This window comes from Kitasatospora sp. NPDC029367, assembly GCF_055569135.1.
In genome coordinates this window covers 1-24,421 of sequence record NZ_JBVHYH010000065.1, presented here as the reverse complement: position 1 = coordinate 24,421, position 24,421 = coordinate 1, and the positions used below count along the sequence as shown (strand labels likewise).

The following is a 24,421-nucleotide window of genomic DNA, read 5'->3' as shown; positions in this document are numbered from 1 at the left end:
TTCCGGGGTCCGTCGGCGCGGTTGTTAACCGGCGCGGCTCAACGGTTGCGAAGGAGTGAGGCGACCTCGAAGAACATCGCACTGATCGGCCGGGCGAGATCCGGCAAGGACACGACGGCCGGGGTCCTGGCCGAGTCCGCCGACTTCCGCACCCGAATCCGCGAAGCCCTGGAGGCCACCGAATGACCCTGCGCGAGCGCTTCGACGCGATCGACCGCACCTCTACCGCGATCGGGAACGTCCTCTTCATCTACGCCCCCGTGCCGGACCCGCTGACGCCGGACGAGCGCGAGGCCGACGAGCAGGCCGCGAACGCCCGCGTCGAGGCCGAGGTGCCCGGCTTCACGGACACCCTGCCCTCGCTCACCGCCGCAGGCTGACAACCCGCCACTTCCAGTGTGACTGTGCACCGTAGATGGCCAGGGTTTTCGCGCTACCCGGCCAGTTGAGCGCGGGAGGCCCCGAGCTCCTGGCCGACCGCACCCTCCTCCTGTGGCAGCGGGTCAGCGCGGCCTCTCAGGATCTGCTCCCGGCCCAGGGCTTCACCGGGGTTCCTGGGCCGGGGTGCGCGGAGTGGGACGGGCTACTCGCCGAATTGGTCGAACGCGTTGTCGAGATCGGCGGCGACGGCGTTGGCGTCGCGGCTCTCGATGCGGTACCTGGGCATGAAGTAGACGAGTTCGCCGTCCTTGAAGAGGGCGAAGGAGGGGTCGGAGGGCGGGAGGTCCTCGAGGTAGGAGCGCATCCGGGCCGTCGCCTCCGGATCCTGCTCGGCGAAGACCGTGAGCAACTGGTCGGGGCGGTGGTCGGGGTTCTCCAGGGCGAGGCGCACGCCGGGCCGGGCGATGGCCGCCGCACATCCACTCACGGAGTTGATGGCCACCAGGGTGACACCGGTCTCGGCCTTCTTCATCGCGCTGTCCACGGCTTCGGCGGTGACCAGGTCGGTGAAGCCGATCTTGGTCAGCTCCTCCTTGAACGCCTTGACCATCTGCGGTGGGTACGGCATGCCCACTCCTCACTGAGAGAGAACGTCTGGTGGCTCAGCGTATCGAGGTATGGCTCGGTTGGATGGACGGTCCGGAGACTGTGTCTGGCTGGTGGCGGGGGTGGCTCAGAGCGTCCGCCAGTAGGTCACCGGATGCGGGGGCTTCGAGGGCGAGTGTCCCAGCGGTAGCGGGTCCAGGCGCGTCGGATCAGGCAGCGGACAGTGATGATGACGCTGGCCAGGGCAATGAAGAACTCGACGGAGGCTCTTCGCCGCTCGGTGCAGCGGCGGAGCTTGCCGAAGTTGTTCATCCAGGAATTCGTGCGCTCAACCACCCAGCGCCCGCCGGCCTGGATCGGGGTCTTCGGGCCGAGCCTGGCGATCTTGCCGGTGATCCGCCGGGTGTCGAGGTCTTGGCGGACCATGCTGTAGTCGTAGCCTGCGTCCAGGCTCAGGCGTGGGTCCGCGGGCGGCGGCCCTAAAGCTGCTTCCAGGGCGGCGAAGCGGTCGAGGATGGCGGGCAGCAGGGTGTGGTCGCGGGTATTGGCCGGTGCCGGGTCGGTGACCAGTGGCATGCCGTGTCTGTCCGTCAACTGCGAGCGTTTCATGCCGAGTTTGGCCCGGTCGACGGGGCTTTTGCCGGCGCACACGCCGCCTGACGGCGCCTTGGTGATGCAGCCGTCGGCGGACAGGTGGCCGAGTTCGAGGCCGATCATCCGGTCGTAGCTGGCGAGGACGAGCAGGCGCAGGGTCTCCATCACGCCGGTGGCGATCCACTCGTCACGGCGGCGGCGCAGGGTGGTGGCGGAGCACAGGTGGTCGGCCACTCGTTCGTATCCGCAGCCGAAGACCAGGACCTGCACCAGGCGGTCGAAGACCAGGGCGTCGCTGATGCGCGGGTTGTGGCAGCCCAGCGGGTGCCGGTCCTCGCGGACAGGCAACAGGGCGAGGAATTGGCTGCGGATCGGGTCGAGAATGCGTGATGGGACGGCAGGCACGGATCCCCCGGTGATCATGAAGCGTAGAGAAGTCCATGATCGGGCAGGCCGTGCCTGCTCTGCTGCTACCGCCCACCACGCCTCCTGGCGGACGCCCTTGGCAATCGAGCGATGATCGGTCGTGGCGACGGACCCGCGAGGGCGGTTTGCCGTCGGGAGGGCTGAGTAGTCCCCACGCACTCGGCCGAGAATTGACAGTTCGCTACTTGCTACTACTGGGTTCTCTGGTACGTCTGACCGAAACGGTCGAAACCTGACAGGGCGCGCATGCCCCACGCCTCCGAATTTGCGTTAGAACGCACTCCAACTCCTAGGTTCCGAAGCATGCGATACATCAAACTCGGAACGACCGGTCTGGAAGTCTCCGCCATCGCCCTCGGCTGCATGAGCTTCGGCGAGCCGGACCGGGGCGGCGAGCCCTGGTCACTGGGCGCGGACGCCAGCCGGGAGATCATCAAGCAGGCCCTCGAGGGCGGCGTCAACTTCCTCGACACGGCCAATGGGTACAGCGCCGGAAGCAGCGAGGAGATCGTCGGTCAGGCGGTCAAGGACTTCACCCGGCGCGAGGAGGTCGTTCTCTCCACCAAGGTCTGGATGCGGATGCGCCCCGGCCCGAACGGCGCCGGGCTGTCCCGCAAGGCGATCTTCGCCGAGCTCGACGCCTCCCTGAAGCGGTTGGGGACCGACTACATCGACCTCTACCAGATCCACCGCTGGGACTACGACACCCCGATCGAGGAAACCCTCGAAGCGCTGCACGACGCGGTCAAGTCCGGGAAGGTCCGCTACATCGGAGCCTCTTCCATGTACGCCTGGCAGTTCGCCAAGGCCCTGTACCTGGCTGACCTGAACGGCTGGACCCGGTTCGTGTCGATGCAGGACCACTACAACCTCATCCACCGGGAAGCAGAGCGGGAGATGCTCCCGCTCTGCGCCGACCAGGGCATCGGCGTGATCCCGTGGAGCCCACTGGCGCGGGGCAGGCTGACGCGGGTCCGGGAGACCGCCACGGCGCGTGCCGAGACCGACGAGGGCGGCAGGATCCTCTATCGCGACGGGGACCAGGCAGTGGCCGAGCGCGTCCACGAGATCGCGGGCAAGCGGGGTCTGTCCCCGGCCCAGGTCGCCCTGGCCTGGGTCATGCGCAACCCGGCGGTGACCTCGCCCATCGTCGGGGTCACCAAGCCGGCCCAGCTGGCCGACGCGGTCGCCGCGGTGGACGTCGAACTCGACGAAGACGAGGCCGCCTACTTGGAGGAGCCCTACCAGCCGCACGAGGCCGCCTACTTGGAGGAGTCCTTCTACAAGTCGCGCCCTGTGGCGGGCTCCCGGTAGTCCGGGCTACCGTCAGGCCTTCGACGAGTCCTTGGCCTCGGCCTTCTGGGTCCGGCGGTGCTTGCGGGCGGTCGCGCGCAACTGCATAATCTGCCCGCAGCGCGGCCGCGCCGCGCACCGCGGCGCCCCGCTCGCCGGGCCTGGGTGGCCGGGCGGGCGGGGCGCAGTGGTGGGCAGCGTCAGTGCCCGGTGCGGTGGTGGCGGATCTCGTCGAATCCTTCGTGGAGAAGGAGGGTGCGAGCGGAGCGGGCCATGCGGCCCTGCCTGCTGCCAGCACCCGCAGCACCTACTGGCGGACGCCCTAAGCGAAGTCCCGAGGGAACGGGTTTCACCAACCGTGGCGACCAGGCAGCCGGAGATTGCGGTTATCGGGACAATCGTGCCGCTCGTTGCCCCGGGAGCTGGGGCCCCTGAGCGACGCTCGGACTGGCCAACAAGCTGGGAAAGACTGGCCAGCTGGCCTGCCGAAGTGGCCAACTGCGAAGCAAAGTCACATCCAGGCCCGCCCCCGTCCGGGGCGGGCCTTGTACATTTCCCGGAACAAAAACGAGAGCCCATGTCCGAGTCCAGACCTGGGCGGTCGGCATGGCCGCCGAGGCCGCTGTCACCGACCTTGAGGTGGTCCAGCGCATCGCCGCCCGCGACCGCCAGGCCGCCGTTGACTTCCTGACCTACGCGGCAAAGCGCTGTGCCAAGGTCCGCGCCGACGTCGGCTCGCTGGTGCACGATTACTTCGAGCTTCGGCTGCGCGGCGAAGAGGTGTCCTACCCGCACCACGACGTCGCGCCGTACGTGCCGCACATCGAGGCGTGGCTCGACCGGTACCAGCCAGAGCTGCTGTTCGCGGAGGACGTGGCCTGGTCGTGGGAGCACGAGTACGCGGGCAGCTTCGACTTCATGGTGAAGCTCGGCGGGAAGACGGTCCTGGGCGACCTGAAGACCTCCAAGTCGGTGTACACCTCGGTCGCCGCGTAGCTCGCGGCCTACGCCCACGCGGACGACCTGATCACGGTGGACCGCAAGATCCAGACGTTCCCGAAGGTGGACGCCGGGGCGGTGCTGCACATCACCCCGGCCCGAGCCGAGTTCCGCCCGGTGAAGATCGATCGCCCGTGTTCGACCGGTTCCTGGCCCTGCGCCGTCGCTTCACCGACGACCGGGCATCGGACGCCGGGATCATCGGCCGCGTCGCCTGTCCAACGAGGCCGGCCGTCGGTGGGCCTGGCCTGCCGCGCAGGGTGCCGCTTCGAGGACATCGTCGCGGGGATGGTCCTGCTGCCCCGAAACCTGTTCAACGTGGACCCGCAGGGCCTGGTCGCCGTCACCGTGGCCCGCCCGGAGCCCGTCTCCCCGTACCTGACGGCGTACGCCATCGACAGCCTGACCACCCCCTACGAGCCCGACCGGCCGTCGCTGACGCTGCCGCCGGGCGAGGCTGTGGCCGCCGGGCTGGGGATCGTCGATGAAACCTCCATAGGGATTGGGGGAGTTCGCGCTTCTGAGCGGTGTTGAGTGCTTGAATCGGCGCGAGGTGTGGTTCGTGGGCTCGGGCCTCTCGGTTGGCGGGCCCTTCGTAGGCGGATGCATAAACCGGCGCTTTCGTCGATCGCTCCTGAGTGGGACAGCTCCTTCGGCCCAATCCGCTCCGTGCCAGGCTGTCAGCACCCCTCTTCCGCCAGGCGGCGGAACGTGAAACATCAGATTCTCGCCACATCAGTCATTTGGGCAGAAACTATCTCGCTTCGTCGGTTCGGCCGTTGGCCATGATGACTGTCAACACCACTCAACGAAAGGCTAGTTGGAAATGGCTGATTGGGTGAAGTTCGCTGGTGGCCTCTCCGCCATCTCGGCGGGGTCCCGCACCACGGTGTGGGGTGTGAACGGCGCGAGCGCCATCTTCCGGTACACCAACAACGACGCCAACCCGTGGATCAAGATCCCCGGAGCGCTGAGCGACATCGGCGCGGGCGCCGACGGCACCGTGTGGGGCGTCAACAGCGGCAACCAGGTCTTCCGGTACATCGGGGACCAGGACAGCTCGAACCCGTGGAGGGGCGTCAGCGGCAGCCTCAAGCGCATCGCGGTGGGCTCCCGGACGAACGTGTGGGGCGTCGACCCCGCCGGCAGCATCTACAGGTACACCAACAACGACGCCGGCGGCACCAACCCCTGGGTCAAGATCGCCGGCACCGCCATCGACGTCGCCGCCGGGGCCGACGGCAACGCGTGGCACATCAACGCTGCCGGCGAGATCTACCGCTACATCGGCGACCAGCCGAGCTGACCCATCCTGGCAAGGCCGCGCGTGTCCCTGACCGAGGTCGACCAGACACCCGCACCTCCCCGGCCAGGCTCCATGCGGACCACGCCGGAGTAACAGCACAACAACATCGCCCGCCCCGCACCGGCCTCGGTGCGGGGCGGGTTCGTCTCGATGTGAGCTCGTAGGAGGAACAGCACAGCACAAGTTGACAGAAGCGCCGCCTACAACGACCAAGGGAGCCGCGCCGGTCGTGGTCGCGACCGGCGGGGTCGCCGATTCCGGGCCCCGCCGGACGGCTGCGCTGATTCAGCCTGTGGGGATGCCGACCTGGTCGCGTTCGAGGGCGGCGCGCAGGGTGGCCAGGGCCCCGGCCGCAGAGGACAGCGCGGCGGCGTCGAGGGTGTCCGAGAGCAGCTCGGCCAGGCCCTCGGTGACGGTCCGCTCCGCCGCCTCGACGAGCCGGGTGCCCTCCTCGGTCAGGACCAGCAGCGAGGAGCGGCGGTCCGCCGGGTTCGGCCGGCGGGCGGCCCACCCCTGCTTCTCCAGGCGGTCGATGCCCTTGCTGGTCGCCCCGACCCCGATGGCGAACTCGGCGGCGAGGTCGGCCACCCGGCACCCGGGGTGGCGGTGCAGGTAGCCCAGGAACTCGTACTGCGAGGTGACGATCCCGTGCCGCTCGCGGAGCCGGTCGTTGAGGGCGTTGTACAGCCGTGTCTCGCACCGCACCAGGTCGGCGAAGAACCCGGCGAGGCCGGCTGCGGCGGTGGCGCCGTTCAATGTATCTTCCACGGCATATAGTGTACGGGAAGCTACTCAGGCAGGAGTGTGTCCATGAGCAGGGAGCAGCGCAGCCAGGTCGACGCGATGCTGCGGCAGTCGGCGTCGACCGGGCCCCGGTCGGTGGAGGAGATCCGGGCCGGCTTCCGGGCCCTGATGGGGGGAATGATCGTGCCCCACGACGCCATCCGCACCGAGCCGACCACCCTCGGCGGCCGCCCGGCCCTGCGGGTCCGGCCCAAGGGGCCGGAGGGGAGCGGTCCGGCGGGCGGCTCGGATCGTGCTTCCGAGAACGGGACGGACGGCGGGGCCGAGGACGGGACGGAGGGCGGGGACGGGACGCAGGGCGGGTCGGGGGCGACGATCCTGTACTTCCACGGCGGCGGCTGGGTCTTCGGCTCCCCCGAGACCGCGCTCTCGCTGACCGGGAACCTGGTGGCCAGGACCGGTGTAGGGGCGTACTCGCCGGACTACCGGCTGGCCCCCGAACACCCCTTCCCGGCCGCCGTCGAGGATTGCCTGAGCGCCTACCGGGCCCTCCTCGACCGGGGCGGGGACCCGGCCGCCATCGTCTTCGCGGGCGACTCCGCCGGCGGTGGACTCACCGTCACCACCTGCCTCGCCGCCCGGGACGCGGGCCTGCCGCTGCCCGCCGCCCTGCTGCTCCTCTCCCCGGGCCTCGACGCCACCCGGAGCGGCGAGAGCATCCGGACCAAGGAGGGCATCGACCCGGTCTTCACCCGCGCCGCCCTCGACCGCACCGGAGCCATGTACCTGGGCGGGGCCGACCCCCGGCAGCCCCTGCTCAGTCCCGTCCTGCACGCCGACCTGACCGGCTTCCCCCCGATGCTGATCCAGGTCGGCGCCAACGAACTGCTGCTGGACGACTCCACCCGCCTGGCCGCGCGGGCCCGCGAGGCGGGCGTGGACGTCATCCTCGACGTCACCGCCGACGCGCCGCACGTGTTCCAGTCCTTCGCCGGCGTCCTCGACGAGGCGGACGAGGCCCTCGACCGCGCTGCCCTCTTCCTGCGCCAGCGGCTCCGGGCCGGGCGGGCCGGAGCGGCCGCGCGGGCCTTGGCCGAGTAGGCGCGGGTCGGGGCTGGGCGGGCGCGGGTCGGGGTTGGGGTCAGACTGCGGCCCCGGCCCGTGACAGGCGCAGCAGGTAGGCGCCGGAGGCGGCGGCCAGCAGAGCCATGCAGGCGGCGAACACCAGGCCGGCGTGGGCCAGGCCGAGCGGCCCGGTGAGCAGCCCGACGCCGATCACCGGGATCGAGATGCCGAAGTAGCCGACCACGAAGAGGGCCGAGAGCGCCCCGCCGCGGTGCTCCGCCGGGCTCGCGGCGGCGACCTCGCCCACCGCGCCGCGCAGCCCCATGCCCTGCCCGACGCCGCCCACCAGGGCGGCCGACACCAGCAGCGCCAGGACGGCCCACGCCAGCGAACCTGCCAGCAGCGCCAGACCGGCGATCAGCACCAGGCAGCCCAGCGGCACGGCCCGTGCGGTGCCCAGCCGGGGGACGAGCAGCTGACCGAGGGTCGAGGCCAGGAAGGCGGACGAGACGATCAGGCCGACCAGAGCGCGGTTGTGCACGTCCAGCCCCTCGGCGAGGAAGGCCGGGGCGACCGAGGTGAACAGCCCCAGCAGGGAGAACCCGGCGAAGGCCGCGATCCCGGCCGCCAGGAACACCCGCCGCACCTCCGGGGGCAGGCTGGGCCGGACCGGCCGGGCGGTGCGCAGCGGACGGGCGCCGACCACCGTCTCCGGCAGCCGCAGCAGCACGCCGAAGGCGGCGGCCAGCAGCACCAGGTGCGCCACGAAGGGCAGCACCAAGGGGCGCGGCGCGTACTGGGAGAGCAGCCCCGCCACCAGCGGGCCGCAGCCCAGGCCGCCCATGTTGGCGGCCGTCGCGACGAAGCCCGCGCGCCCCCGGCGCCCCGGCGGTGCCAGCTCCAGCACGTACGCCGTGGCGGTGCCGGTGAACACCCCCGCCGACAGCCCCGACAGCAGCCGCCCCAGGCAGAGCAGCAGCACGCTGTCCGCGGCCAGGAACACGACGGCGCTCAGGGCCGCGCTGACCAGTCCGCACAACAGCACGGGCCGGCGCCCGACACTGTCGGACACGTTCCCGACCAGCAGCAGCACCCCGATCACCGCGAAGGCGTACACGGCGAACACCACCGTCACCGTCAGTTCGGAGAAGCCGATCCGCTCCTGGTAGAGCCCGTACAGCGGGGTGGGCAGGGTGGTCCCGGTCATGCAGACCGCGAAGGCGAAGGCGGCGAGCAGGTAACCCGCCCCGCCGATGACGGGGCCGGCAGTGCGATGATCAGTCACCAACCCACGATAGGCACCCGGACGGTACGGGCCCACGGCGTGCGGTCGCACACTGGGCCGACCGGCCGTACGGCGTGGCTGCCGCTTCCGCTGCGGTCGCCTCCGGCGCCGCCGTTGACCCCGCCTGACGGCCGCCGTACCGAGGACGAGCAGGGCCACGAAGCCCAGGCCCCGGTTCTGCGGTTGCCGCTGGGCCGCGGCGGCCTGCTGGGAGGTACGGGCCCGACGGGAAGTGGCGGACTTTGGGGAGGTGCGGGTCGGCCTCATGTCAGACCGCCTCCGCAGCCTCCGTCGGGGTGCCGGGATACCGGAGCATTGGGCGACCCTTTTCGCCAGGCCCGGGGAAGAGCAACTCCTTGCAGCGGCGGAACAGGCGACTGGTGTCGCGGTGGGGGAGAGGGAGTGCTCAGAGCTTGTCGGCCGCGCGGACGCGGTGGAGGTGGATCAGCACGTCGTAGCTGCCGCCGAGGGCGAGGGTGGGCAGCGGGGTGCTGGTGAAGGTCGTGCCGGCGTCGTAGGTGGGGCGGGCGGTGTCGAGCCAGGTGCGGGCGGCGGGCGGGGCCTGGCGCAGGTCGAGGTAGTAGTCGCGGGGCCGGACCCGGTCGAGGAGGTACTCGTTCATGCCGAGGGTGGCCGGCGGCACGGTGGTGCTGCGCCAGTCGTCGGCGAAGGCGTCGGCCTCGGTGAGGAAGGAACCGCTGCCGAAGGTGAAGCCGATGCCGACGTAGCCGGCGCCGAGTGCCTCGCGCAGGTGGGCGCCCTGCGGCGTGGGGTAGCGGACCGGGTCGCCGGACCGGTAACCGACGTGGCCGTTGTGCGCCGAGAGCAGCACCTTGCCGCCGTGGCGGCGCTGCCACCACAGGGTGTTGTCGGCCATCGCCCGGTCGCGGAGCACCTGGGCGGCGACGACGGAGGCGCCGTCGTCGACCTGCATGGTGGTGAAGGCGAAGGTCCGGGCGATGTTGCGGGCGTGCTGGACGGCCCACTCGTAGTCCGCGTCGCCGTCCCGGCCGGCGGCGGTGACCAGGTCCAGCGCCTGCTGCGCCAGGTCCGCGTTGCGCCGTCGCTCGGGCAGCGGGGTGCGGCTGAGGTAGCCGAGGGCGTCGGTGAACGGCCGCAGGGCGGCGTAGGACTGCTCGACGCTCGACAGCGAGGCGGGGGCGGCCTTCCGCAGGTAGGCGGTGACCTCGGCGAAGGGCTGCTCGCCGATCGCGGGGAAGCCGAGGTCGGTGCCCACGAAGTGCACCGGGTGCTGCGGGCCGCTCCGGTTGTACGCCCGCATCCAGCTGATGAGGTCGGCGAACTCCCGCCGCTGCCAGGGCGATCCGGCCATCACCCGGCGCACGAGCGTACGGGCGTCGCCGTCGCCCTGGCCCTGCACGAACGCGTCGATCAGCAGGCCTGCCGACCAACTGGCCTCCAGGGCGAAGGTGGTGAAGCCCTTCTCCTCGACCAGGTAGCGGAACACCCGGTGCTTCATGGTGAAGAACTCGTGCGAGCCGTGGGTGGCCTCGCCCAGGCCGACCACCCGGGCGTCGCCGATCATCGCGCCCAGCGCCCGCAGCCCGGCGGCCGGGGCGTCGGGCTCGGTGGAGCGCAACGGGTGGGCGATCCGGTCGAGTTCGGCGGAGACCGCCGAGGTCTGCGGGACCGGCCGGGAGGCCGTCGGGCCGGCGGCCGCGGTGGTGGTCGCCGCTGCGGTAGCGGTGGTGGCCGTCGCCGGGATGAGCAGGGCGGCGGTCGCCGTCGCCGTGGTGGCGGTCAGCAGGGTCCGTCGGTCGATCGGGGTCCGGGTCACGGTCATGATGGCTTCTCCACGGCTCGTCGGTTCAACTCGTCCGGCGGTGTGGGCCGGTGAGAGAATCCTCTGCCGAGGAGGGGGTGGGGCGCGCTGGGGCGGGCCGCCAGGTTCTCCGGGGGGCAGACCCCACCGGCCCAGGCCCCTTGGGGGCACCTGGACGGTTCCCCTGGGGCCACCTGGACGGACGGGCGGGCTGCTGGTAGGCGGTGGGGCCGGGGGCGGCCCGCCCTGGGCCGGGTGCGGGTGCGGGTGCGGGTGCTTCGGGTGCTTCGGGTGAGGCCGGTGCTCCGGGTCAGCCGAGCCGGTCGGCGCGGTGGGTGGGGCGGCCGTCCAGGACGGTGAGCAGCACCGGGACCTCGGCGAGCTCGGTGGCGGGGGTGGCCAGGGGGTCGGCGGCGAGGACGGTGAGGTCGGCCCGGTGGCCGACCGCGATCCGGCCCGCGAGCTGTTCCTCGCCCGCTGCGAAGGCCGGGTTGACGGTCATCGCGCGCAGCGCCTCCAGGGCGGTGAGGGCCTGGCCGGGGTTGTGCGGGGGCTGGCCGAGGTCGCGGGTGGGCCGGCGGTGGCGGGCCCCCGCCATGACTCCCAGCGGTGGGTAGGGGGCGATCGGCCAGTCGGAGCCGAGGACGACGGTGGCGCCCGCGTCCCACAGGTCGCGGCAGCGCCAGGCCCGGTCGGCGCGCTCCTCGCCGAGGCGGCGGGACCAGTTGTCGGTGTGGTCGGCGCGGGTGAAGTCGCAGCAGTGGGTGGGCTGCATGGAGGCGATCACGCTCAGCTCGGCGAAGCGGTGTACCACCTCGTCCGGGACGGTCTCGATGTGTTCGATCCGGTGTCGGACGGGGGTGGTGGTCGGGACGGTCGGCGTGGCGGTTGGGGCGGTGGTCGCGGTGGCCGTGGACGTGGCCTGCTCGACGGAGTCGAGGGCGTGGCGGACGGCGGCGTCGCCGATGGCGTGGGTGGCCGTCGGCACGCCGGCGCGGTGCAGCTGCCCGATCACCCGGGTGTAGTGCGCCGGGTCGGGCCAGAAGGCGTGGGTGGACTCGCCGTGGCAGTCCGGGCGTTCCAGCCAGGCGGTGCCGTTGTCGATCGTGCCGTCCATGAACAGCTTGACGCCGTCCACCCGCCACAACTTCCCGCTGCGGCCCTGGAGTTCGACCAGCGCGTCCAGCCCGTCCTGGTCCACGCCGGGCTGGCACCAGGGGGCGACCCGCAGGCGCAGCGGCAGGTCGCCCGCCTCGTCGAGTTCGGCGTAGAGGGCGAGGCTGTCGCCGCCCGCGTCCATCGCGTGGCCGCCGGTGAGGCCGTTCGCGGCCATGGCGCGCAAGGCGGCGGCCAGGCGCTCCCGGCGCTCGGCGTGGGTGGGTTGCGGGGCGGCGCGTTCGACCAGTTCGCAGGCCGCGTCCTCCAGCAGCAGGCCGGTGGGGCGGCCGGCGGCGTCGCAGACCACCTCGGCGGCCTGGGCGAAGGTGCGCGGGCCGTCCACGCCGGCCAGTTCCAGGGCGCGCGGGCTGGCGAGCATGGAGTGGGCGTCGAAGAGCTGGAGCAGTGCGGGGACGCCGTCGAGGACGGGGGCGAGGGCGGCGGACTCGACCGGGCGGTCGCCGAAGGCGTTCGGGTCCAGGCCCCAGGCGTGCAGCCAGGCGCCCGGGGCGAGGCGCTCGACCTCGGCGGCGAGGGCGGCGCGGACGGACGGCAGGTCGGTGCAGCCGGAGAGGTCCAGGCCGTGGGTGAGTTCGGAGCCGGTGACCGGGTGGAGGTGGCCGTCGACCAGGCCGGGGGTGACCACGGCGCCCTTGAGGTCGATCACCGTCGTTGCGGCGTCGGCGAGTTCGCGGATCGTCCGGTCGTCGCCCAGGGCGGCGATCCGGCCGTCGACCACGGCGAGCGCGGTCTGCGGGAGGAAGCCGCCGGACGCGGGGTCGAGCAGTCGGGCGGAGAGGAGGACCAGGGAGGTTCGCACGTCGACTCCAGCGGTGGTGCGGGGTGGGGGCGTGGGAGGGTGAGGCGGAGGTGGGGTCAGGACTGCTCTTCGGTGCCGGATCCGGGCTCGGTGGTGGGGGATCCGGGTTCGGCGGTGGGGGGTTTCGGCTCGGAGGCGAGGGCCAGCGTGCCGTCCGCCAGGCCGAGTTCGCGTTCGGCGGTGGCGGCGGCCAGCCGGATGACGGCCGAGGGGTGGTTGCCCAGGCCGGTGTTGGCGTGGGAGGCGAGGCCGTCGATCACCACCAGGATCCGGATGGCCGTGAGGTCCGGGTCCTCGGTGCGGAACTCGCCCCGTTCGACGCCCGCTCGGACGGCGCCGGTGAGCCGACCCCGCCACAGCGACTCCTGGCCGAGCACGCGCTCGCGCAGGACGGGACGGTAGCGGCTGAGGTGGCGGGCGTTGAGCCAGAGGCGGCTCATGTCGTCGTACGCCGGGCCGGTGGTGCGGGCGAAGAAACGGGCGAGGTGGTTGAGCGAGGAGCCGTCCGGCGGGTCGGCGGGCAGCAGCGACTCCAGTTCGGCGGTGGCGGCGCTGCCGAAGGCCTCGGCGACCAAGTCCTCCACGGCCGGGAAGTAGTGGCTGATCAGGCCGGGTCTGACGTCGAGTTGCTCGGCGATCCGGCGCAGGGTGATGCACTCCAGGCCCTCGGTGAGGGCGACGGTGGCTGCGGCCTCGACGATCTCCGCGCGGCGGTCGTCGGGGGACTTCCGGATCCGTTTGCGCTGAACGCTTGACGTCATGTGCCGGATGCTATTGAGTGTGCGACCAATAAGCAAGCAGGTGGGCACGACACCCCCACGGAGGGCCCCCAATGGCGTCCACGCTCCCGGACCACCCCCAGTCCGACTCCCCCACCGGACCACCGCTCCCGCAGTCCGCGCAGTCCCCACAGGACCGGGCCGGGCGGGTCGAGGTCCACGGCATCGACCACATCCCCGAGACGGAACGGAGGGGCCGCGCCCGTGAACTCTTCGCGGTCTGGGCGGCGGCCAGCGTCAACTACCTCAACCTGGTGGTCGGCGGCGCCCTGGTGCTGAGCGGGCTCAGCCTGTGGCAGGCCTTCGCGGTGGTCGTGGTCGGCAACCTGTTCTGGCTGGGCACCGGACTGCTGGCCGTCTCCGGACCGGCCGCCGGCGCGCCCAGCGAGGTGATCACGCGGGCGTTGTACGGCGTCCGGGGCAACCGGGTGAACAACGCAGTCACCGGGTGGATGATCTCCGTCTGCTACTTCGCGCTGAACCTCGCGGCGGCCGCCGTCGCGGCGTTCTCCCTCGCCGAGCAGGTCGGGATCACCCCGAATACCCCGATCAAGATCGCCATCGTGATCGCGATCGTGGTGCTCACGCTGACCATCAGCGTGTACGGGCACGCCGTGATCGTGCGGCTCTACCTGCCGATCACGCTGGTCCTCGCCGCCGCCTTCGCCGTCGTCGGCTACGCGATCCTCCGGCACGCCGACTTCGGCTGGAGCCAGCCACAGCCGCTCAGCGGCAGCGGGATGTGGGCGGCCGTCCTGGCCGGCGTCACCCTCATCGCCTCCGGGCCGCTCTCGTACACCACCAGCGCCGACTTCTCCCGCTACCTGCCGGCCGACACCTCCCCGCGTGCCGTGCTCGGCTGGACCGCCCTCGGCGGCTTCCTGCCCAGCGTCGTGGTCGGCGGCCTGGGCGTGCTCGGGGCCACCGCCGTCGACATGACCGACCCGCAGGCCGCGCTCCAGACGATCCTGCCCGGCTGGTTCAACCCGGTCTTCCTCCTCTCACTGGTCATCGGCACCGTCGCCGTCAACGCCCTCACCGCGTACAGCGCCGGCCTCGCCCTCCAGGCCGTGGGCATCCGCATCCGTCGCACGCTCAGCGTCCTGGTGGACGGCACCGTCGCCGTCGCGCTGACCCTCTACGCCCTGCTGGTCTCCAACTTCCTGGACACGGTCAGCAACGTGCTCCAACTGACCGTCGTCCTCCTCGGCCCCAGCACCGCCATCTACGCCGTCGACATCCTGCTGCGCCGCAACCGCTACGACGGGCGGGCGCTGACCGACGAGTCGCCCGGCAGCCCGTTCTGGTACCGCGCGGGCGTCAACCCGGCCGGTGCGCTCGCCCTGGTGGCGGGCGTGACGACCTCGGCCCTCTGCGTCGACACGCTCTACACCGGCCCGGTCGCGGCGCTGACCGGCGTCGACCTGGCCCTCCCGGTCGGGATCGCGGTCGCCGCCGTGGTCTACGCCCTGCTGATGCGGCGGGTGGTGTCGCGCGGGAAGGGCTGAGGCTCGGGGCAGTTGGCCCCGTCGGTCCGGCGGCGGGGCCAACGGTGGCCGAGGGTGGCCGAGGGTGGGCAGCGCGCGGGAGGTCGGCCGGCCCGACGTCCCGCGTCGGCCCGCTCACCGGTCGTCCTCCACTTCCGGGTGGTCACGGTGGCGGCAGAGCAGTTCGCCTCGCTGGAGAAGGAGTTGGGTGGTGCCTCAGGGATCGACCGGGCGCCGGTCGGCCCGGCTCCATGCGAGGCGGGCCCGGAGCGGCTGCGGGTAGCGCAGCCACCGCAGCACACGTCGTCGTCGCGGAACGGTGCCACGTACTCGAGCGCGTAGGCCACGTCGCGCGGGAGGCGGGCGAAGGTGATCAGGCGCCGGTCGTCGACGACCTGGCCCAACCGCCCGGGCCGGATTCGCCGCGAATTCAGGTCAGGACCTCGCGGCCCTGCTCGTCGAGGCCGAGCGCGCGGCGGGCGTGTTCCTGACCGACGGCCTCCGGACGGCGGAGCAGGTTGTGAACCGCTGAGGTCCACGGGCCGACCGGCCGGCGCACCGTGTTGCGGATGCGCTTGACCCGAGCGAGGTCCGGTGTAGTCACCCGGCGGCTGGGGCGGGGGAACTGCCGTGGCGCAGGCGGTAGTCGTGCCCTCGCGTCGGCCGCAAGCGACCGCAGTCGGATCGCCGAGGCCGGGACGGTCGGCGGCGGGCGGAGGTGGTGCCGGGCGAACGGTTATGCGCCCCAGGTGAGTTCCACTTCGGGGCCGCCCCTCCGCCCGGCCGTTCGCCGTTGGCTGTCGGCGATCTCGGTTAGGGTGCGGACCGGCTGCGCCTGGCCATTTCAGGGCCGGCGCGAGGGGAGGGGCGTCATGATCGACGTCATCGGTGACAGTTCGCGCGGGGCCGAGGAGCGGGGCGGTGAGGGCATCCAATGGTTGGCGGACGCCGATGGCGAGGTGGGCGGAGTGGTGTTCGCGCGCGGGATCCCGCCGGAGGAACTCGCCCGCCGGATGGGTGCCGACCCGGCTGCCGCCACCGGGCCGATCAGCGGGCGGGAGATCTGGGACCTGGACATCGAGGTCTACCGGCCCGGTGACGACGGCGACGGCGTGATCCGGGTCGGCGAGGCGGACGGCTGGTCCTTCGCGATCGAGTACGGGGACTCCACCGGCGGCGAACTGCTCACCGAGATAGCGCGCGAGGGCGTGGAGGTGGTGCACTTCCGGCCGATGCCGGAGCAGCCGCCCGCCCTGCTCGACTACGCCCGGGACGGCGCCGTGCTGTGCGGCTTCGGCCTGGGGCAGGAGCGGTGGCGCTGGGGCCGGCAGCCCGATCTGCTGGTACCGGAGCTGATCGCCGCGAACGTCCTGGAAGCGGACGGCGTCACCTCCTGCACCCCTGGGCGCGCGCCCGCGGCCGGAGTCCGGCGGCGGACCCTCGGCGCGGTCGGGCGGCGCTTCGGGCTGTGCCTGCCCCGGGCCGTCCTGGGTGAGGTGCGGCTGCCGGCGTACGTGGTGCGTGGCAGACCGGGGCTGGAACTGCACTGAGCTCGACGGCGGGGATGCGAGTAGGGGCGACGGCGGCGCGATGGTGACGGTGGGGACGGTGGTGATGGCGGTCATGGCGGGGCTCCCTTCCGGGGCCCCACCGGCGGGGCCCCGATGACCGTCATCCTCGCCCGCCAGCAGGCGCCCGCACATGTGCCGATCGGGAGGTTCCGCCGCGCACAACTCCCTTGTAGGGGTGCCGATCGGCCCACTCGCGGGTCAAGGCCGGGCCGGGCCGGACAGGGCCGGAGCCGGCGCCCGGTGCCCCCGCCCTCAGGCGGGGAGGTCGGCCGTGCGCACCCGAGTGGCGGCGCGGGACAGTCGGAGCGCGGCGATCGGGCTCGGGCAGAAGCCCAGGGCACAGGCGAGGAGCAGGGCGCTGGGGGTGAGGCCCGTGGAGAACAGCGTGAACGCCACCGTGATCGCGGGGGTGAGCAGCAGCGGGGAGACCATGAGCACGGCGGCCTGCCGCTTCTCCCGGCGCGTCCACTGACGGGACCTGGTCACCCGGACGGCCGCGACGACGGCCGCGGCGAAGCCGAGCACGGGCCCGGCGAGCGGGACCAGCGAGACCGGCAGGGCGAGGACGGCCAGCGCGAGGGTGAGGTTGGTCCGGCGGGCCGACTCCGGGGCGGGCGGCGTCTGCCCCTCCTCGGCGAGGGCGGCCTCGGCGATCTGCCGGGGGGTGCCGAGCTGCGCCAGGACGGAGCGGACGGCGTCGTCGTCGATCGGGACCTCGGTGAGCGAGACCTCGATGTGCTCGCGCAGGTCGGCCAGCAGCTCGCGGCGGCGCTCGGGCGGCAGTGTGGCGGTACCGCGGGCGACGGCGTCGAGGTGAGCGCGGACCAGGGGGTGGTCGACGGGGTTGTTCACGGGTGCTCTCCCGGGGCGAGGACGTGGTCGATGGTGGCGCGGAAGGCGGGCCAGAGCGCGGTGAACTCCGCCAGGGCGCTCCGCCCCGCCTCGGTGAGGGTGTAGTACCGGCGGGACGGGCCACTGGCCGAGTCGCGCAGGAAGGTGTCGGCGAGCCCGGCGCGGCGCAGCCGGGACAGCAGCGGGTAGATGGTGCCCTGGCTGGTCGCCAGCATCGGGTGGCGGCCGAGCTCCTGGAGCAGCTCGACCCCGTAGCGCGGGCCGTCGCGCAGCAGGGCGAGGACGCAGTACTCCAGGACGCCCTTGCGCAGCTGGGTCGCGACCGGACCGTCGACCGCGCCGGGCTCGTCGCCGCCGTCGGTGCTTGCGATGCCAGGTACCATGCAATGCAAGATAGCAGGCGAAGCAAGGTACCGGCCAGGGGGCGCGTCCCGACGGCGGGGAGCGGGCGCCGGGAGGGAAAGCGCCGCCGGTCGCGCGGGCGGACTACCCCTCCCGCCGCACCGGCCGCCAGCCGGCCAGGTGCTCGGCGAGGACGGCGCCCGGGTCCGCCGTGGTGTCCCGCAGCGCGACCATGGCCGCGGTGATCACGTCGCACAGCTCGCCCTGCAGCTCGGCCACGGTGTGGCTGACGCCCTTGCGCGGGTTGGCGCCGAGCACGCCGAGCAGGGCCTCGGCGACCTCCCCGGCCTCCTCCTGGATCTTCACCACCTGGAGGGGCAGCAGCGGCAGTCCGCTGCCCGCCCGGTGCTCGGACAGGTGGCGGTGGATGTCGTCGACCACCGCCCACTCCGGCGTCCGCCCGACCGTCAGCCGCGCCTCCAGCTGCCGCAGGTACCCCTTGAGCGCGGGCGGCAGCTTCATCCGCTGGGCCTCGGTGAAGGGGACCAGCCGCAGTTCCCGGCCCTCCCCGAGGACCAGCTCCGCCGGGTCGACGTCGACCAGGGCGTGGAAGGCGCGGCGCCGCCGGCCCTCCGGGTCGGTGGCGGCCAGGACCGGGTGGAAGGGGAGCAGCCCGGGCACGTCCAGCCCGGTTTCCTCGCGCAGTTCGCGCACCGCCGTGCGGTACGGCGTCTCACCGGGCTCGCGGTGGCCGCCGGGGACCACCCAGTGGTCGGGCCACGCGATGTCGGGCCTGTCGTCGCGCAGTTGGAGCAGGACCTCCTGCCGGCCGGTGGTGATGAAGACGTCCACGCTGTCGAAATCGCTGTCGGTGCTCAACGTGCCCTCCGTTTCGACGGTGCCCCGCGATCCCCGCCGTGTCGCGGCGGCGGACTCCCGAACTGCCTGCGGCGTACCCGCGACGTACCCGCAGCGCACCCGACCCGGCCCCCGACCCGGCCCCCGACCCCGGACGCGGCGCACCCAACCCCGCGCCCTCACCCGGTCGGCCGATGGCAGTCCGTCCGGCGCACGCCCTCCGTCCGGAGATTCCGACGGGCGTCGCCGCGCCCGGGCCCCTAGGGTCTGTGGTGCGCCGACGGTGCCGGGCGCCGGGGCGCGCACGCCTCCCCGACGCACCACGCGTACGCCAGGCGTACGCCGTCCTGCCACGCGCCGGTGCACCCGGCAGTACCGCCCGGCCAACCCGAGAGGTGGACCGCCCCATGCCCTCCGTCGTCCGCGGCGCCGGCGCGCTCGGCCTGGCCGCGCTGCTGCTCGCCCCCGTCTCCGGTTGCCAGGGCGGCAGCCCGTCCGCCGCCGAGCCCGCGCCCACCTCCCCGGTCAGCGGTGCGAGCGCCGGCGGCCTGGCCGCCCAGCGGCTGGACTGGCGGGCCTGCCCGGCCCCGAGCGCCGCGCAGGGCGGCGGCACCGCGCCCCCGAGCGACTGGGAGTGCACCACCCTCAAGGCCCCGCTGGACCATGCCAAGCCCGACGGGGGGACCATCGACCTGGCGCTGATCCGCACCAAGGCCAAGGACGAACAGCACCGGCTCGGCTCGCTGCTGTTCAACTTCGGCGGCCCCGGCGCCTCCGGGGTGGCCACCCTGCCCGCCCTGGCCGCCGCCTACGCCTCCCTCAACACCCGCTACGACCTGGTGAGTTTCGACCCGCGCGGGGTCGGTGACAGCGCCGGGGTGAAGTGTCTGGACGACCGGGCGATGGACGCCAACGCCGCCGTCGACAGCACCCCGGACACCCCCGCCGAGGTCAAGGCGCTGGATGACAGCAACGCCCAGTTCGCCGCCGCCTGCGAGCACAACTCCGGCCCGGTGCTGCCCTACGTGGACACCGAGAGCGCGGCCCGGGACCTCGACCTGATGCGCCAGGTGCTCGGCGACCAGAAGCTCTCCTACTTCGGCATCAGCTACGGCACCGAGCTCGGCGGTGTCTACGCGCACCTGTTCCCGCAGGAGGTCGGCCGGGTCGTGCTGGACTCGGTGGTCGACCCGACGAAGGACCCGGAGCAGAGCGCGCTCGGCCAGGCCCAGGGCTTCCAACTCGCCCTCGACGACTTCATGAAGGCCTGCGCCACCCAGGAGGCGGCCGCCTGCCCGACCGGCGGCGGCGGTGCCGAGGGCACCGCGCGGATCACCGACCTGCTGCAGAAGCTCGCCCAGTCGCCGCTGCCCACCAGCAGCGGCCGGAAGCTGACCGAGGGCCTGGCCGTCACCGGCATCGCCGGCGCCCTGTACAGCCAGCAGACCTGGCCCGCGCTGGCCTCCGGACTCACCGAGGCGATGCAGGCGGGCACCGGCGACACCCTCCTCCAGCTCGCCGACTCGCTGAACGGACGCGACCCGCAGGGCCACTACAACAACCTCAACGCGGCCAACCGGGCGATCAGTTGCGTGGACGCGCGGCAGCGGTACTCCGACCAGGACGTGGCACAGCAGCTGCCGCAGTTCCGCGCCGCCTCCCCGGTCTTCGGCGCCTTCACCGCCTGGGGCCTCACCGGCTGCACGGGCTGGCCCGTCCCGGGCAAGGCCGACCACCCGGAGGTCGCCGCCCCCGGCGCCGCCCCGATCCTGGTGGTCGGCACCACCGGGGATCCGGCCACCCCGGTCGAGGGCGCCCGGACCATGGCCCAGCAGCTGGGCGCGGGCGTCGGCGTCACCGTCACGCTCAAGGGCGAGGGCCACGGTGGCTACAACACCGGAAACCCGTGCTTGAAGAAGACTGTTGACGCCTACCTGCTGGACGGTACGGTGCCTGCGGACGGGACCACCTGCAGCTGAGAAGTGGCCCACTGCGGCAGTATTCGATTGGTCCTGCGGAATGGTCCAATCGGCCCCTAGGATCATCCGTGTGAACACGCGAGCGAACGAGAACACCCCCAAGGTCGACTTCTACTTCGACCCCGTCTGCCCCTTCGCCTGGATCACCTCGCGGTGGATCCTGGAGGTCGCCCGTCAGCGCGAACTCGACCTCACCTTCCGGGTGATGAGCCTGTCCGTGCTCAACGAGGGCCGTACCGACCTGCCGGAGCGCTATCAGCGCCTGATGACCACCGGCTGGGGCCCGGTCCGGGTCTGCATCGCCGCCGCCGAACAGCACGGCGAGCACGTGCTGCGCGACCTGTACACCGAGCTCGGCACCCGCTTCCACGACCAGGACCGGGAGGTCGACGACACCGTCATCCGCGAGGCCCTGGTCGCCGCCGGGCTGCCCGAGGAGCTCGCCGAGGCGGCCAACAGCACCGCGTACGACATCGCGCTGCGCAAGAGCCACCACGAGGGCATGGACCCGGTCGGCGAGGAGGTCGGCACCCCGACCATCCACGTGGACGGCACGGCCTTCTTCGGCCCGGTGCTGACCGCGATCCCGCGCGGCGAGGACGCGCTGCGGGTCTTCGAGGGCGTCCGGCTGCTGGCCGGCTACCCGAAGTTCTTCGAGCTCAAGCGGACCAGGACGGGGTCGCTCGACTTCTCCTGACCGGTGCCGACCTCTCCTGATCGGTCCCGACTTCTCCTGACCGGTCCCCGACTCCTCCTGGCCGGCCCCCGAACTCTCCTGGCCGCCCCCGCCGCCCCGCCGGTACCGGCTCGGGCTCCCGTCCGGGGCCGCAGGGGTCGACCATGGAGGGGTGGGCGCCGAGCCGGGCCCGGCTGGGCCCGGCGGCGTCCGAGAGGCGGTGAGCGTGGATGATCCTCCGAATGCGCCCGGGTGCCGCCCGCCACGCCGCGACCCCGCCCGGCGGCGGCAAGGGCCCGGGCCCCGGCGGCTGGGGCGGCCCCGGCCGCGGACCGGGGCAGGGCCCCGGCGGCACCCCGCCCAAGCCGCCGCCGCCCGCGCTGCGCCGTTGGCTGCTGCCGGTCGCCGTGCTGCTGACCCTGCTGCTCCTGGTGCTGCTCGCCAAGCCCGCCGCGACCGGCCCCCGCTACGGCTACACCGACCTGCTCAACCGGGTCGACACCGGCCAGGTGCAGACCGTGAACGTCAGCGACACCGGCGGCGTGTCCGGCACCCTCAAGGACGGCACCCGGTTCACCAGCCAGATCCCCACCGCCCTGGACACCTCCCAGCTCAGCAAGGCGCTCTCCGACCAGCACGTGAACGTCACCGGCAGCCGCTCCGGCGGCAGCTCGATCTGGTCGACCCTGCTGCTGTTCCTGCCGCTGCTGCTCTTCGGCGGGCTGTTCCTCTGGTCCGGACGGATGGCCGCGCGCTCGCTCGGCGGCGGCCTCAGTGCCATCGGCCGCTCCCGGGCGAAGATCATCGAGGCCGAGCGGCCCGCCACCGGCTTCGCCGACGTCGCCGGGTACGAGGGGGTGAAGCAGGAGGTCAGCGAGGTGGTCGACTACCTGCGCAGCCCCGAGCGCTACGCCGCCGCCGGGGCCAAGGGGCCGCGCGGAGTGATCATGGTCGGCCCGCCGGGCACCGGCAAGACGCTGCTCGCCCGGGCGGTCGCCGGCGAGGCCTCGGTGCCCTTCCTGTCCGTCACCGGCTCCGGCTTCGTCGAGATGTTCGTCGGCGTCGGCGCCTCCCGGGTCCGCGACCTGTTCGACGAGGCCCGCAAGCGCGCACCGTCCATCGTCTTCATCGACGAGATCGACGCCGTCGGCGGGCGCCGCGCGGGCGGCACCCGGGTCGGCGGCAACGACGAACGCGAGCAGACCCTCAACCAGCTGCTCTCCGAGATGGACGGCTTCGACCAGAGCACCGGCATCGTCGTCATCGCCGCCACCAACCGGCCGGACGCCCTCGACCCCGCCCTGCTGCGCCCCGGCCGCTTCGACCGGCAGGTCGTCGTACCGCTGCCCAACCAGGCCGAGCGGGCGGCCATCCTGGCCGTGCACACCCGCGGCAAGACCCTCGCCCCGGACGCCGACCTGGACCGGATCGCCCGCGGCACCCCCGGCTTCTCCGGCGCCGACCTCGCCAACCTGGTCAACGAGGCCGCCATCAACGCCGTGCGTGCCGACCGGTCCACCCTCACCGCCGCCGACCTCGACGAGGCCCGCGACCGGGTGCTGCTCGGCCGCCGGGAGTCCTCCAACGCGCTGCTGCCCGAGGAGCGGCACTCCGTCGCCGTCCACGAGTCCGGGCACGCGCTGATGGCCGCGCTGTGCGAGCACGCCGACCCGGTCGCCAAGGTGACCATCCTCCCGGCCGGGGTCGCCCTCGGCGCCACCGAGCAACTCCCCGAGGCGGAACGGCACCTGTACAGCGAGAGCTACCTGAACGACCTGCTCGCCGTGCAGCTCGGCGGGCGCGCCGCCGAACTGGTGGTCTTCGGCGAGGGCTCCACCGGCGCCGCCAACGACCTCGCCAACGCCACCTCGGTGGCCACCCGGATGGTCCGCGAGTTCGGCCTCTCCCCGGACCTCGGCCCGGTCGGCTACTCCAGCGGCTCCCCGCAGTACCTCGGCGACCACCCCGACGACCTGCTGCGCCGCCCGTACTCCGAGCAGACCCAGCACGCGGTGGACGAGGCGGTGGCCGGGCTGCTGCGCGGCGCCGAGCGGCGGGCCCTCGGACTGCTGCGCGAACACCGGCACCACCTGGACGAGTTGGCGGCGCTGCTGGTCGCCCAGGAGACGGTGGACGGCAAGCTGGTGCTCGACATCCTGCGGCATCCGGCGCCCGGGACGGACGTGAGTGGGGGCGCCGGGACGGCACCCTGAGGCGGGGGGCGGCGCGGCCGGGGTGGATGATGGCGGGGTACCGACCCGAAGGAGCCCGACCATGACCGAAACCCTGCCCGCGGACGTCCAGCGCGAGATCGCCCTGGCCCTCGGAGTGGTGCCCGTCACCGACCCCGCGAAGGAGGCCGAGCGCCGGATCGCCTTCCTCGCCGACCAGCTGCGGGCCTCGGGCGCCCGCACCCTGGTGCTGGGGATCAGCGGCGGCGTGGACTCCACCACCACCGGGCGGCTCTGCCAGCTCGCCGTCGAGCGGCTGCGCGCCGAGGGGCACCAGGTGGCGTTCACCGCCATGCGGCTGCCGTACGGCGTCCAGGCGGACGAGGCGGACGCCCAGCGGGCCCTCGACTTCATCCGGGCCGACGAGGTGCTGACGGTCGACGTCAAGCCCGCGACCGACGCCGCCTTCGACGCCCTGCTGACGGCGGGCGTCAGCTTCCGCGACCACGCCCACGAGGACTTCGTGCGGGGCAACGTCAAGGCCCGCCAGCGGATGGTCGTCCAGTACGCGGTCGCGGGGGCGAGCGGCGGCCTGGTGGTCGGCACCGACCACGCGGCCGAGGCGGCCGTCGGCTTCTTCACCAAGTTCGGCGACGGCGCGGCCGACGTGATGCCGCTCTCCGGCCTGACGAAGCGTCAGGTCCGCGCGGTGGCGGCCCACTTGGGCGCACCCGAGGAGCTGGTCGGCAAGGTCCCCACCGCGGACCTGGAGAACCTCGCCCCCGGCAAGCCCGACGAGGACGCCCTCGGCGTCGAGTACGGCGACCTGGACGACTTCCTGGAGGGCCGCCCGGTCAGCGAGCAGGTCTTCGACACCGTCCTCGGCCACTACCGCCGCACCGAGCACAAGCGCGCCCTGCCGGTCACCCCGGGCCAGGTGTGACCGAGCCGGATGCGCGGCCGGGGCGCGCGGCCGGGGCGGTCCTCGGCGCGGCCGTGGGCGACGCCCTCGGCGCGCCGTACGAGTTCGGCCCGGCCGGCGCCCTGACCGCCCGCTTCCCGCTCGGCCGCGCGGAGCCGGTGGCGGGCGGCGGCTGGGAACGCGGCGAGGCCACCGACGACACCGGGGGCGTGTCTTGTGGATCAGGCCGGGCCCGCGACGCCAGGGCACGCACCTCGCCGCGTTGTCGTCGGTCGCCGATGCTCCGCATGGACTCCCTCCTCCGCCTTGCGATGCACGCACCCT

Annotated in this window: 25 protein-coding genes; 14 read left to right on the top strand and 11 right to left on the bottom strand. The window is 73.0% G+C overall.

Going from position 1 to position 24,421, the window contains the following annotated elements; genetic code table 11:
* The first annotated feature begins 45 nt into the window (after positions 1-45).
* Positions 46-186 (top strand): hypothetical protein, encoded by a 141-nt coding sequence (locus tag ACZ4W5_RS28620; RefSeq protein ID WP_465657773.1) that lies wholly within the window; start codon positions 46-48, stop codon positions 184-186.
* A complete protein-coding gene (locus ACZ4W5_RS28615) occupies positions 183-380 on the top strand; it encodes a hypothetical protein (RefSeq protein WP_465657771.1) in 198 nt (65 codons plus the stop codon). The genes ACZ4W5_RS28620 and ACZ4W5_RS28615 overlap by 4 nt, the downstream gene beginning before the upstream one ends.
* Positions 381-583: 203 nt before the next feature.
* On the opposite strand, the gene ACZ4W5_RS28610 is transcribed toward ACZ4W5_RS28615, so the two are convergent.
* The gene (locus ACZ4W5_RS28610) at positions 584-1,009 is read right to left on the bottom strand and encodes a BrxA/BrxB family bacilliredoxin (RefSeq protein ID WP_360234049.1); all 426 of its coding nucleotides are present in this window, start codon (positions 1,007-1,009) and stop codon (positions 584-586) included.
* 125 nt (positions 1,010-1,134) lie between these two features.
* Entirely contained in the window at positions 1,135-1,986 is an 852-nt protein-coding gene (locus tag ACZ4W5_RS28605; RefSeq protein ID WP_465657804.1) for an IS5 family transposase, read from the bottom strand.
* A 324-nt stretch (positions 1,987-2,310) separates the two neighbouring features.
* Here ACZ4W5_RS28605 and ACZ4W5_RS28600 point away from each other — a divergent pair, with 324 nt between their 5' ends.
* The 4 genes from ACZ4W5_RS28600 (at position 2,311) to ACZ4W5_RS28585 (ending at position 5,605) form a co-directional block, all read left to right on the top strand.
* On the top strand, positions 2,311-3,321 hold the full coding sequence (locus ACZ4W5_RS28600) for an aldo/keto reductase (RefSeq protein WP_465657769.1): 1,011 nt from the start codon (positions 2,311-2,313) through the stop codon (positions 3,319-3,321).
* Positions 3,322-3,939: 618 nt separating this feature from the next.
* Positions 3,940-4,296 carry a hypothetical protein gene (locus ACZ4W5_RS28595; RefSeq protein ID WP_465657767.1) on the top strand — a complete coding sequence of 119 codons (357 nt, stop codon included), beginning with the start codon at positions 3,940-3,942 and terminating at the stop codon, positions 4,294-4,296.
* Between the two features lie 36 nt (positions 4,297-4,332).
* Positions 4,333-4,833 carry a hypothetical protein gene (locus ACZ4W5_RS28590; protein ID WP_465657766.1) on the top strand — a complete coding sequence of 167 codons (501 nt, stop codon included), beginning with the start codon at positions 4,333-4,335 and terminating at the stop codon, positions 4,831-4,833.
* A 292-nt stretch (positions 4,834-5,125) separates the two neighbouring features.
* A complete protein-coding gene (locus tag ACZ4W5_RS28585) occupies positions 5,126-5,605 on the top strand; it encodes a tectonin domain-containing protein (protein WP_465657764.1) in 480 nt (159 codons plus the stop codon).
* A 285-nt stretch (positions 5,606-5,890) separates the two neighbouring features.
* Here ACZ4W5_RS28585 and ACZ4W5_RS28580 read toward each other — a convergent pair whose 3' ends face one another.
* Positions 5,891-6,373, bottom strand: a complete 483-nt coding sequence (locus ACZ4W5_RS28580) for a MarR family winged helix-turn-helix transcriptional regulator (protein WP_465657762.1) — start codon at positions 6,371-6,373, stop codon at positions 5,891-5,893.
* 42 nt (positions 6,374-6,415) lie between these two features.
* Between ACZ4W5_RS28580 and ACZ4W5_RS28575 the strand changes: the two genes are divergently transcribed.
* Positions 6,416-7,450: an alpha/beta hydrolase gene (locus tag ACZ4W5_RS28575; protein WP_465657760.1), complete on the top strand. Its 1,035-nt coding sequence runs from the start codon at positions 6,416-6,418 to the stop codon at positions 7,448-7,450.
* A gap of 40 nt (positions 7,451-7,490) precedes the next feature.
* Here the strand turns inward: ACZ4W5_RS28575 and ACZ4W5_RS28570 are convergent, their stop codons facing one another.
* From ACZ4W5_RS28570 to ACZ4W5_RS28555, 4 genes are all read right to left on the bottom strand, one after another.
* The gene (locus ACZ4W5_RS28570; protein WP_465657759.1) at positions 7,491-8,702 is read right to left on the bottom strand and encodes an MFS transporter; all 1,212 of its coding nucleotides are present in this window, start codon (positions 8,700-8,702) and stop codon (positions 7,491-7,493) included.
* Positions 8,703-9,105: 403 nt separating this feature from the next.
* Positions 9,106-10,503 carry an erythromycin esterase family protein gene (locus tag ACZ4W5_RS28565; protein ID WP_465657757.1) on the bottom strand — a complete coding sequence of 466 codons (1,398 nt, stop codon included), beginning with the start codon at positions 10,501-10,503 and terminating at the stop codon, positions 9,106-9,108.
* A 289-nt stretch (positions 10,504-10,792) separates the two neighbouring features.
* A complete protein-coding gene (locus tag ACZ4W5_RS28560; RefSeq protein ID WP_465657755.1) occupies positions 10,793-12,460 on the bottom strand; it encodes an amidohydrolase in 1,668 nt (555 codons plus the stop codon).
* Between the two features lie 56 nt (positions 12,461-12,516).
* Positions 12,517-13,221 carry a TetR/AcrR family transcriptional regulator gene (locus ACZ4W5_RS28555; RefSeq protein ID WP_465657753.1) on the bottom strand — a complete coding sequence of 235 codons (705 nt, stop codon included), beginning with the start codon at positions 13,219-13,221 and terminating at the stop codon, positions 12,517-12,519.
* Positions 13,222-13,292: 71 nt separating this feature from the next.
* Between ACZ4W5_RS28555 and ACZ4W5_RS28550 the strand changes: the two genes are divergently transcribed.
* Entirely contained in the window at positions 13,293-14,747 is a 1,455-nt protein-coding gene (locus ACZ4W5_RS28550; RefSeq protein WP_465657752.1) for a purine-cytosine permease family protein, read from the top strand.
* Positions 14,748-15,156: 409 nt separating this feature from the next.
* Here the strand turns inward: ACZ4W5_RS28550 and ACZ4W5_RS28545 are convergent, their stop codons facing one another.
* Positions 15,157-15,330 carry a hypothetical protein gene (locus tag ACZ4W5_RS28545; RefSeq protein ID WP_360234018.1) on the bottom strand — a complete coding sequence of 58 codons (174 nt, stop codon included), beginning with the start codon at positions 15,328-15,330 and terminating at the stop codon, positions 15,157-15,159.
* 268 nt (positions 15,331-15,598) lie between these two features.
* Here ACZ4W5_RS28545 and ACZ4W5_RS28540 point away from each other — a divergent pair, with 268 nt between their 5' ends.
* Entirely contained in the window at positions 15,599-16,276 is a 678-nt protein-coding gene (locus ACZ4W5_RS28540) for a DUF6461 domain-containing protein (RefSeq protein ID WP_360234015.1), read from the top strand.
* 273 nt (positions 16,277-16,549) lie between these two features.
* On the opposite strand, the gene ACZ4W5_RS28535 is transcribed toward ACZ4W5_RS28540, so the two are convergent.
* The 3 genes from ACZ4W5_RS28535 to ACZ4W5_RS28525 all read right to left on the bottom strand — a co-directional run bounded on the left by ACZ4W5_RS28535 (position 16,550) and on the right by ACZ4W5_RS28525 (position 18,370).
* Positions 16,550-17,149, bottom strand: a complete 600-nt coding sequence (locus tag ACZ4W5_RS28535) for an HAAS signaling domain-containing protein (protein WP_465657750.1) — start codon at positions 17,147-17,149, stop codon at positions 16,550-16,552.
* A complete protein-coding gene (locus tag ACZ4W5_RS28530; protein ID WP_360234009.1) occupies positions 17,146-17,532 on the bottom strand; it encodes a PadR family transcriptional regulator in 387 nt (128 codons plus the stop codon). The genes ACZ4W5_RS28535 and ACZ4W5_RS28530 overlap by 4 nt, the downstream gene beginning before the upstream one ends.
* Before the next feature lie 103 nt (positions 17,533-17,635).
* Positions 17,636-18,370: an NUDIX domain-containing protein gene (locus ACZ4W5_RS28525; protein ID WP_465657747.1), complete on the bottom strand. Its 735-nt coding sequence runs from the start codon at positions 18,368-18,370 to the stop codon at positions 17,636-17,638.
* A 386-nt stretch (positions 18,371-18,756) separates the two neighbouring features.
* Here ACZ4W5_RS28525 and ACZ4W5_RS28520 point away from each other — a divergent pair, with 386 nt between their 5' ends.
* The 5 genes from ACZ4W5_RS28520 to ACZ4W5_RS28500 all read left to right on the top strand — a co-directional run.
* Positions 18,757-20,328, top strand: a complete 1,572-nt coding sequence (locus ACZ4W5_RS28520; RefSeq protein ID WP_465657746.1) for an alpha/beta hydrolase — start codon at positions 18,757-18,759, stop codon at positions 20,326-20,328.
* Between the two features lie 40 nt (positions 20,329-20,368).
* Positions 20,369-21,025 carry a mycothiol-dependent nitroreductase Rv2466c family protein gene (locus ACZ4W5_RS28515; RefSeq protein ID WP_360234000.1) on the top strand — a complete coding sequence of 219 codons (657 nt, stop codon included), beginning with the start codon at positions 20,369-20,371 and terminating at the stop codon, positions 21,023-21,025.
* A 209-nt stretch (positions 21,026-21,234) separates the two neighbouring features.
* The gene (ftsH, locus tag ACZ4W5_RS28510; RefSeq protein ID WP_360233997.1) at positions 21,235-23,217 is read left to right on the top strand and encodes an ATP-dependent zinc metalloprotease FtsH; all 1,983 of its coding nucleotides are present in this window, start codon (positions 21,235-21,237) and stop codon (positions 23,215-23,217) included.
* 61 nt (positions 23,218-23,278) lie between these two features.
* Entirely contained in the window at positions 23,279-24,118 is an 840-nt protein-coding gene (nadE, locus tag ACZ4W5_RS28505) for an ammonia-dependent NAD(+) synthetase (protein ID WP_360233994.1), read from the top strand.
* The coding region (locus tag ACZ4W5_RS28500; protein ID WP_465657742.1) for an ADP-ribosylglycohydrolase family protein at positions 24,115-24,421 on the top strand (307 nt) is incomplete at its 3' end. The genes nadE and ACZ4W5_RS28500, both read left to right, overlap by 4 nt.

What these genes read in the sequence shown, in the direction of transcription:
- ACZ4W5_RS28615 (WP_465657771.1), top strand. Translation starts at nt 183, where the DNA reads ATGACCCTGCGCGAGCGCTTCGACGCGATCGACCGCACCTCTACCGCG.
- ACZ4W5_RS28610 (WP_360234049.1), bottom strand. Translation starts at nt 1,009, where the DNA reads ATGCCGTACCCACCGCAGATGGTCAAGGCGTTCAAGGAGGAGCTGACC.
- ACZ4W5_RS28600 (WP_465657769.1), top strand. Translation starts at nt 2,311, where the DNA reads ATGCGATACATCAAACTCGGAACGACCGGTCTGGAAGTCTCCGCCATC.
- ACZ4W5_RS28585 (WP_465657764.1), top strand. Translation starts at nt 5,126, where the DNA reads ATGGCTGATTGGGTGAAGTTCGCTGGTGGCCTCTCCGCCATCTCGGCG.
- ACZ4W5_RS28575 (WP_465657760.1), top strand. Translation starts at nt 6,416, where the DNA reads ATGAGCAGGGAGCAGCGCAGCCAGGTCGACGCGATGCTGCGGCAGTCG.
- ACZ4W5_RS28565 (WP_465657757.1), bottom strand. Translation starts at nt 10,503, where the DNA reads ATGACCGTGACCCGGACCCCGATCGACCGACGGACCCTGCTGACCGCC.
- ACZ4W5_RS28555 (WP_465657753.1), bottom strand. Translation starts at nt 13,221, where the DNA reads ATGACGTCAAGCGTTCAGCGCAAACGGATCCGGAAGTCCCCCGACGAC.
- ACZ4W5_RS28550 (WP_465657752.1), top strand. Translation starts at nt 13,293, where the DNA reads ATGGCGTCCACGCTCCCGGACCACCCCCAGTCCGACTCCCCCACCGGA.
- ACZ4W5_RS28540 (WP_360234015.1), top strand. Translation starts at nt 15,599, where the DNA reads ATGATCGACGTCATCGGTGACAGTTCGCGCGGGGCCGAGGAGCGGGGC.
- ACZ4W5_RS28530 (WP_360234009.1), bottom strand. Translation starts at nt 17,532, where the DNA reads ATGGTACCTGGCATCGCAAGCACCGACGGCGGCGACGAGCCCGGCGCG.
- ACZ4W5_RS28520 (WP_465657746.1), top strand. Translation starts at nt 18,757, where the DNA reads ATGCCCTCCGTCGTCCGCGGCGCCGGCGCGCTCGGCCTGGCCGCGCTG.
- ACZ4W5_RS28515 (WP_360234000.1), top strand. Translation starts at nt 20,369, where the DNA reads ATGGTCCAATCGGCCCCTAGGATCATCCGTGTGAACACGCGAGCGAAC.
- ftsH (WP_360233997.1), top strand. Translation starts at nt 21,235, where the DNA reads ATGATCCTCCGAATGCGCCCGGGTGCCGCCCGCCACGCCGCGACCCCG.
- nadE (WP_360233994.1), top strand. Translation starts at nt 23,279, where the DNA reads ATGACCGAAACCCTGCCCGCGGACGTCCAGCGCGAGATCGCCCTGGCC.